Annotated in this window: 6 protein-coding genes and 1 pseudogene; 6 read left to right on the top strand and 1 reads right to left on the bottom strand. The window is 59.1% G+C overall.

All coding sequences use genetic code 11. The features are described from left to right. A pseudogene (locus NW837_RS03970) lies at positions 1-326 on the bottom strand (CRISPR-associated endoribonuclease Cas6); the annotation flags it as partial. 415 nt (positions 327-741) lie between these two features. Between NW837_RS03970 and cas10 the strand changes: the two are divergent. Genes cas10 through csx7 form a run of 6 tightly spaced genes read left to right on the top strand, consistent with a single transcriptional unit; the run spans position 742 to position 6,970 of the window. Beyond that, complete coding sequence (cas10, locus tag NW837_RS03975; RefSeq protein ID WP_414329364.1) at positions 742-3,057, top strand: type III-B CRISPR-associated protein Cas10/Cmr2; 2,316 nt, start codon at positions 742-744, stop codon at positions 3,055-3,057. Beyond that, complete coding sequence (locus tag NW837_RS03980) at positions 3,057-3,779, top strand: RAMP superfamily CRISPR-associated protein (protein ID WP_414329365.1); 723 nt, start codon at positions 3,057-3,059, stop codon at positions 3,777-3,779. Before cas10 ends, NW837_RS03980 begins: the two co-directional genes overlap by 1 nt. Next, positions 3,779-5,011 (top strand): CRISPR-associated RAMP protein Csx10, encoded by a 1,233-nt coding sequence (gene csx10 / locus NW837_RS03985; protein ID WP_414329366.1) that lies wholly within the window; start codon positions 3,779-3,781, stop codon positions 5,009-5,011. The genes NW837_RS03980 and csx10 overlap by 1 nt, the downstream gene beginning before the upstream one ends. Next, positions 5,008-5,448: a hypothetical protein gene (locus tag NW837_RS03990; protein ID WP_011432241.1), complete on the top strand. Its 441-nt coding sequence runs from the start codon at positions 5,008-5,010 to the stop codon at positions 5,446-5,448. The genes csx10 and NW837_RS03990 overlap by 4 nt, the downstream gene beginning before the upstream one ends. Positions 5,449-5,451: 3 nt before the next feature. After that, the gene (locus NW837_RS03995) at positions 5,452-6,099 is read left to right on the top strand and encodes a hypothetical protein (protein ID WP_414329367.1); all 648 of its coding nucleotides are present in this window, start codon (positions 5,452-5,454) and stop codon (positions 6,097-6,099) included. Between the two features lie 19 nt (positions 6,100-6,118). Further along, positions 6,119-6,970 (top strand): CRISPR-associated RAMP protein Csx7, encoded by an 852-nt coding sequence (gene csx7 / locus NW837_RS04000; RefSeq protein ID WP_414329368.1) that lies wholly within the window; start codon positions 6,119-6,121, stop codon positions 6,968-6,970. The last annotated feature ends 240 nt before the right edge of the window (positions 6,971-7,210 follow it).

Raw genomic sequence — 7,210 nt, forward strand, 5'->3', positions numbered from 1 at the left:
AGATGAGGCGGGATCAGCGGTCGCCCCCCCTGCTCGCGGAACGGCCCCATCAGCCGGGAGAGGGTAAAAGGTTTCTCCGATTCTCCATCGTGCAAATAGGCCGATAGCTGCGGGTCTGTCTCTTGCACCTGGCTCAAGAACCAGGCGTGCAGCCCTTTGGCATAGTGGGGATCCAGCAGGTAAGACCGAGGAGCCTGAACTTCCAAGGTGATCCCCACCAACTCGGATCCCGTCGGCCACTTGCCGTTCGCTTCTCTATCAGCAGATGGCTCTGAGAAACTCAGCATAGGCACAGCCCATTCCCAGTCCACAGCAACAATCAACACAAAACCCAACTTTCCATTGAGAAAATTTTAGAAGGGATCCCTTCTTATTGGGTTTACTCTCGAATTGCCCGTTGTACAGGCAGAAAAAATCTCACAATCTGAAGAAAGCCTTGAAATCGTCTGCAACCCATCGCACTCGATCTATACTGCTAGCAAGCTAGAGGACTGAAAACCATGAGGCGAGAGCGTTTATCGGATATGGCTGAAACAATCGGTAACCTCAATGGCATCTCTCGGCTTGATTCGATTGGTTACCCACCCAACCGGCAAACCCTTTTTTGAAGGGCTTTGGTCTTCCGCGAAGGATTAAAAATCGAGGCCAATTGCCCCCAGCCCTTAGGGATCTGTCCGTCGCAGCCGATGGAAGCCCTGTCCAAGACTTGTCTTCCTTTTTCGCATTTCGCAGGTGCTGCTCATGACCCCTACTTCTGCTCCCTCTCCCGTTCCTGTTGCCTTGGCCTGGTGCCTGGCGTGGGGAGAACAGCGGGATCCCCAGTTTGCCCTGGAGACCTTGCAGCAGATGCGGGCCGCCGTTCGCGCCGACAACGAGGCCGGGATCCCAGAAGAGCTACGGCCCATTTTGGCTCAGGTGCGCCAATTTCAGGAGAGCATGGCGGCGAAGACCTTTCCCAGAACCCCGGCGGAGCTGCAATCCCGCTACCCGGAGCTGTGGCAGCAGACAACCCGCATCGGCTTGGTTTACGGGGGGGCCACCAAGATCAAGAGCTATGTCTTCGAGTCGGCCAAGCTGTCGGAAATCCGCGGGGCCTCCGCTTTGTTGGATCGCATTAACCTGGTGGATCTGCCCGCCTTTTTCGGGGATCCCGAGCAAACCTACCTGGGATGGGAAGGTTTGGGGAAAGAGTCTCAAGCAGAGCTGAGGGCCTATGTGGCCGAGCAGATCCGGCCTTGGCTGCAGCAGCACTACCCGGCTTTGGCGCAAGCCCTGATCCCGGAGCTCATCATCTACTCCACCGGGGGCAATCTCCTGGCCTTTTGCCCGGCGGCCCATGTGGACGATCTCTGTGAGGCCATCGAGCGGCGCTACACCGAAGAAACCCTCACCGCTAACGCCTGCGCCGTGGGATCCGCCTTTCGGCTGCTGGAACTGCGCTACGGCCTGTTGCGGGATCCCATCGAACGCACCCCCTGGCTGGATTGGCTGGCGCAACACAAAACCCATCCCCTGGTGAGAGCCTATTTTGGGGATGGCAGCGAAGCCAGATTTCAAGACCGCAAAAGTTTCAACGAGTTGGTGGGTTACCTGGCCGCCCGCTTCAACCACCGCCGCAACGGCAATCCGGATCCCGGTCGCCCCAGCCGCGCCCATCCCGCCTTTTTTGAAACCCATCCCTACCTGCGCCGCGACAGCACCGACCGTCGCCCTGCCATCGCCAAAGCCGACCTGGTCGATCAGCCCTGGCTCTCGGAAGCCACCGCTCGCAAAGCCCTGGTGGGTCGCCAGGCCAAGCGCATTGAAACAGGCAAGCAAGGGTGGTTCCGCAAGTTCCCCACCTGGGATCCCGGCTTTGTGGAAAGCTGGGTAACGCGATTTGCCCGCTTTCTCAACTCTCCCGCCGGCGAGCCCTACCGGGAGCGCTATTTGCAGCCCCATCAGGGATCTGTCCAGGGGATCGGCGAGGCCCAATCTCTACGGGAAGTGGCCAACGCCAGCCTGGGCAGCCAGGGCTTTGTGGCTTACCTTTACGCCGATGGCAACGACATGGGGGGCTATGTGCAGCAGATCCAAACCCCAGAAGCCTACCGACAATTTAGCCGGGATGTTTCCGAGGCAACGGAAAAAGCCGTTTACCACGCCCTCGCCCAGCACCTGCAGGCCCATCGGCTGCACGGCCTATCCCCAGATCCGGAAACCGGCAGAGACCGCAACGGCGAGTGGATCCACCCCTTCGAGATCCTGACCATCGGCGGAGACGATGTGTTGGTGGTGGTGCCTGCCCACAAAGCCCTGGAAATTGCCGCCACCTTCTGTGAGCAGTTTGAGCAGCTCCTGCTGGACACCTCGGCAACCTATGCAGCTCAATCTTCCGGCAAGGTGCCTCACCGCTACCCGGCGGCAGATCGGAAGCTCTGTCGGCTCTCCGCCTCGGTGGGGGTGCTGATCGCCTCGGAAGACACCCCCATTTACTACGCCGAAAAGCTCACCGAACAACTGTTGAAATCCGCCAAGAGCTACGCGAAAAAGCTGAAGCCCAAAGACAAGGACTGCTCTGTGGCCACCATCGACTTTCTCTCGTTGAAGTCGGTCGCCCTGGTTGTCTCCAGCATCCAGGATTTTCGTCGGGAAGCTCTGGAGATCCGCCAGAACAGCCACACCCTCAAGCTCTACGCCGGCCCCTATACCGTCCCGGAAATCCACGGGTTGCTGAGAACGGTACAAGCCCTGCAGGAGGCCAATTTTCCTCGCTCCCAGCTTTATCAGATTCGCAGCTTCTTGGAAAAAGGCAAACGCACCGCCACCCTCAACTATCTCTATTTCCGCAGCCGCCTGGGCAAAAAGGGGCAGCCGCTGATGGAGGCTTTTGAGCGCACCTGGTGCAAGGCCAAAACCAACGACGGCCACCTTCCCCCCTGGATGTATGTTGAGCCACAGGTATCCTCGTCAACGCCAACCTATGAAACCATCTGGCGGGATCTGGTGGATTTGTACGCCTTTGTGCAAAAACAGCCCCAGGCCGAGGGTCGGCCCGTTCTGGCGGAGGTGGAGTGATGGTGAGACTGGCAGAGCTGCCCCAAGCGGGGCGAACGATCACCTCTATCCCTTTGAGGGCCACCCTCGCCTCTGCCCTGGCAGTGGGAGCCGGCGGCTCCAGCGGCTCCCTGGCGGATAAACCCCTGCTCAAAGATGCCTTTGGCAGGCTGATCATTCCCGGCTCCCAACTGAAGGGGCGGCTGCGCCACGAGTGCGAGAAACTGGCCCGTGGCCTGGGCTGGGCCATTTGCCGCTCTCCCGACCCAGAGCGCATGTGTCCGCAGCGGGAGGGCAGCGCAGGAAATTTCCACCGCCCCGAATACCAGGTGGAGGGCTACGCCGGATTCCATTGTCTGGTCTGCCAGATATTCGGCAATCCGGCCCTGCCTGCCCGCCTGTGGGTGGAGGATCTCGTCTGCGAGGTGCCGCCAGCAGCTCTGGAACCAACCCTTCGCCCTGGGGTCACCCTCAACCGCCGCCGCCGCACCGCCGAGGATCAGCGGCTCTACCTCATTGAGACCTCTCCCGCGGCTGAGCTGACTTTTTCCGGATCCCTGCAGCTTTTGCCCGATTGCCCTTCCTGGGGCAAAACTCTCCTGTTGGCGGCCCTGCACCACCTGATCGCGCTGGGGGGCAGCAAATCCGCAGGTTTGGGCTGGCTGCACTGGGATCCTGGATCCCTGCAGGCTCTCCAGCCCACCGCAGCCGATTGGGCTTTCTTGGCCCAGGGAGGGAGCTGATGGAAGCCATTCAACTCACCCTAACGGCTCAGTCTCCCTTGGCCATCGGTCGGCAAAAGCCGGGCGGCTCCATCAGCGAGGCCCAGGATTACATTCCCGGCAGCGTGATTCGCGGTGCTCTGGCCGACCTCATGCTCAGCCAAACCCAACATCGCCCTGCCGAGGCGCTGGAAGGAGATTTGGCCGCCCTGTTTACGGCAGCTCGGCCTGCTGTGTTTACCCACGCCTATCCGGGATCCGGCAGCAAGGTCTTGCCGGCCACGGCCTTCAGCTCGAAAAACAATCCCGGCTTCCGCTCAGAGGCGGGCAAAACGGGGGTGTTCGACACGCTCCTGGATCGCTTCTGCTCACAGCGGCTGGGGATCCCGTTCGATCCCACAGAGCCGGACGGTTCCGGGGGAAGAGTGGAGCCCTTCGGGGGGTTCTACAGCCAGCAGGAGTCTGACCTGGGGCCCCGCTACGAACGAGCTGCTGTGTCCAAACGCCTGCTCACGCGGGTGGGGATCAACCGTCGCCGCGCCACTGCTGCCGACCAAATCCTCTACAGCCTAGAGGTGATGAACGAGGGCAAAGCCCGCCCCAATGGGCATCTGGAGCGCTCCCTTTTCAGCGGCTACATCTACCTGCGGGATCCCGAGCTGGCCGAGACCCTCACCCGCTACCTCAACGCCCACGGCCACCTGCTGCGCTTGGGAGGAGGGGTGTCGCGGGGATTGGGCCGGGTCAACGTCACGGCTCGGCGTCTGGCTGCTCCCCGGCCTTCCCTGGCCCAGCGGGTGGAAGCCTTCAACCAAAAGCTGCGGCAGCGCTGGCAACAATGGCAGGTGTTCGGGGATCCCTGGCAGCCCCTTCCGCCGGAGCGGCAGTATTTCTCCATTGGGCTGCAGTCGGGGGCCATTCTCAAAGAGCGCTGGCAACGCACCACCGTGCTCACCCCCCAGATGCTCCAGGAAGAGGCCAACTGCGAAGATGGATCCCTGGCTTTGGAGCTGGCCTTCAGCAGCTACGCCTATGTCTCCGGCTGGAACGCTGCCTGGGGTCTGTTCAAAGATGTAGAATTGGTAACCACGCAGGGCAGCGTCTTTCTGCTGAGCACCACGCAACTGGAGCGTTGGATCCCGATTTTGGCGGAGATGGAATACTGGGGGATTGGCGAACGCACTGCTGAAGGATTCGGCCAAATCGAAGTTTGCAGTCCGTTCCATCATCATTTCTGGGAGAACCCGCTATGACCTTCGCCACCAGCGAGATCACATCGGAACAAGAGCTCAAGATCCAACGGCAAATCCGGCTGGCCGAAGATGATCTGGTCGCCAGAATTCAAGCCGCCTTGGATAACTTCAGAGGTCTCAACAGATTGGAAGAGGCCCAATATCGCAACCTATTGCACGTGGCAGCTTCCACCGAAAGCTCAGAGGTGATCAAGAACTTTTTGCGCTACCAGGTGGGGCGCGGTGACAAGTGGGGGCGGGGCAAAGACTCTTTGGCAGAAGCCATCATCAAAGACATCGACAACTGGATTCATCAAAGGGCTATAGCCATCGCCAGGGAAGCCGGAATTGAAAGAGCATCCCCCAAAGTCAACGAGATCAAAATTGACTTGATTCGGCGCTACCTGGGCTATGGGGCCCGCTACCTCAAGTACAAGCGAGAGGGAGGAGGATCCTAGACCGTGACCTACAGCAGTTTTACCCTTGAGAGAGCCATTTCGACCTTTCAGCTCAGGTCAAGAATCATCCATGGCCTGTTTGCAGAGGTTCCACCGACTGAGTGCTCCGATTACTTGAAAATAACCCTAGATCGCTATCTCGGCTTGGCCACCTCGGTCAACAGCGAAAAAGCCCGCTCCGAGTTTATCATCGCCCCTGTGCTGGGAGAGGTGAAGTACCTATGTCGGGATCAAATCTCGCTGTTTTCCGGCAAGGAATTCAACGTGGATCCCGAGAGGGGGTTGGTGGGCCTATGCGACTACATCATTTGCCTATCCCCTCTCCAACTCTACATTCAAGATCCGGTGGTGATTATCGTTGAGGCCAAAAAAGAAGACTTGATCGGGGGTCTGGGCCAGTGCGTTGCCGGTATGGTGGGGGCACAGGTCTTTAACAAGAACTCCAATTCTCAAGTAGACAGTGTCTATGGAGCAGTAACCTCAGGAACCAACTGGCGATTTGCAAAACTCGAGGGTGACCAACTCTTTATCGATGACAGGGAGTACTTTATCTCAGAAATTGCTCAGATCCTAGGGATCCTCTTGAGTTTTATTAAGGGCTCCGTCTCGCTTCGGGAATGGCAAACCTCTGCAGTACAAGCCTTAACTTGAGCAGCCATTTGAGGGAACAATGTTCGACGTTTTCAAAAACCGCTTGGAAATCACCGGCACCCTCACCACCGTGACCGCTCTGCACATCGGGGTGGGCCGCTCCACCGAACCCATCGGCTCGGATTTGCCGGTTCTCAAGGATGCGCTGGGCTGTCCGCTCATTCCCGGCTCCAGTTTGAAGGGGGCGATGCGCTCTCGCCTGGAAAGTTTCTTGCGGGGCATCAACCCAGAGCTGGCCAGGGATCCCGGCGAATTGACCAGCAGCGAGCAATTTCAGATCATCAACCAAATTAAAAATGACTACAAAGGGGACGATGCGGCTCTGACTCAAAAGCTCATTGAGGCCACCGACTGGGTCTCGCAGGTGTTTGGATCCCCTTGGTTGGCCGGCAAGGTGCAGATCCGAGATTTGCCCGTGGTGCCGGAAGCCTGGTTTGGCCAGTACCAAGAGCGGGATGGCGTGGCCATCGATCGGGATACGGAAACGGCGGCAGATGGCAAGCTGTACGACTTGCAAGTGGTGCCTGCCAGCACCCCCTTCCGGTTTCATGCCGTCGTCGAAAATGCCGAGGAATGGGAACTGGGCCTCTTGGCCATTGGCCTGCACCAATTGGAAACGGAACAGATCCCCCTGGGAGGGGGGCGCTCCCGTGGCTTGGGGGTTGTCCGCCTGCAGATCTCGGCAATCTATTGGTTCGACTCGGAAGGGGATCCAAGACGGCTGCTGGCCTACCTTCAAGAGCTGGTGGCCGGATCCCGACAGCCGCTCAGCCCGGAGCAGGCTGCCGCTTTGCGCCAAGACTGGGTGGAAGCCCTGGTTGCCAAATTAACAACGGCCTCTCAACGGCAATCGGTCGGCCCCCGCCGCTAGCCCTATTTCATGTCAGGAGGGATCCCGATGGTCTTCATGGACTCTACAACGGTTGGCGATACGGTCAGCGTTTTCCACCCCTATCGGTTGACAAACTGGACAGACTGCTTGCCGCCCCAAGCCCCTCAACCAAAAGCTCCTGTTCTGGTGTGAAGGATCCCAGGCTATGCACAAACGCTACGTTAACCATTGCACCCTCTGCCTCGCCCTCAAGCCCGATGGCCCTGTTCTCATCAAGGC

The organism is Synechococcus sp. R6-10 (genome assembly GCF_047461815.1).
GTDB lineage: Bacteria > Cyanobacteriota > Cyanobacteriia > Thermostichales > Thermostichaceae > Thermostichus.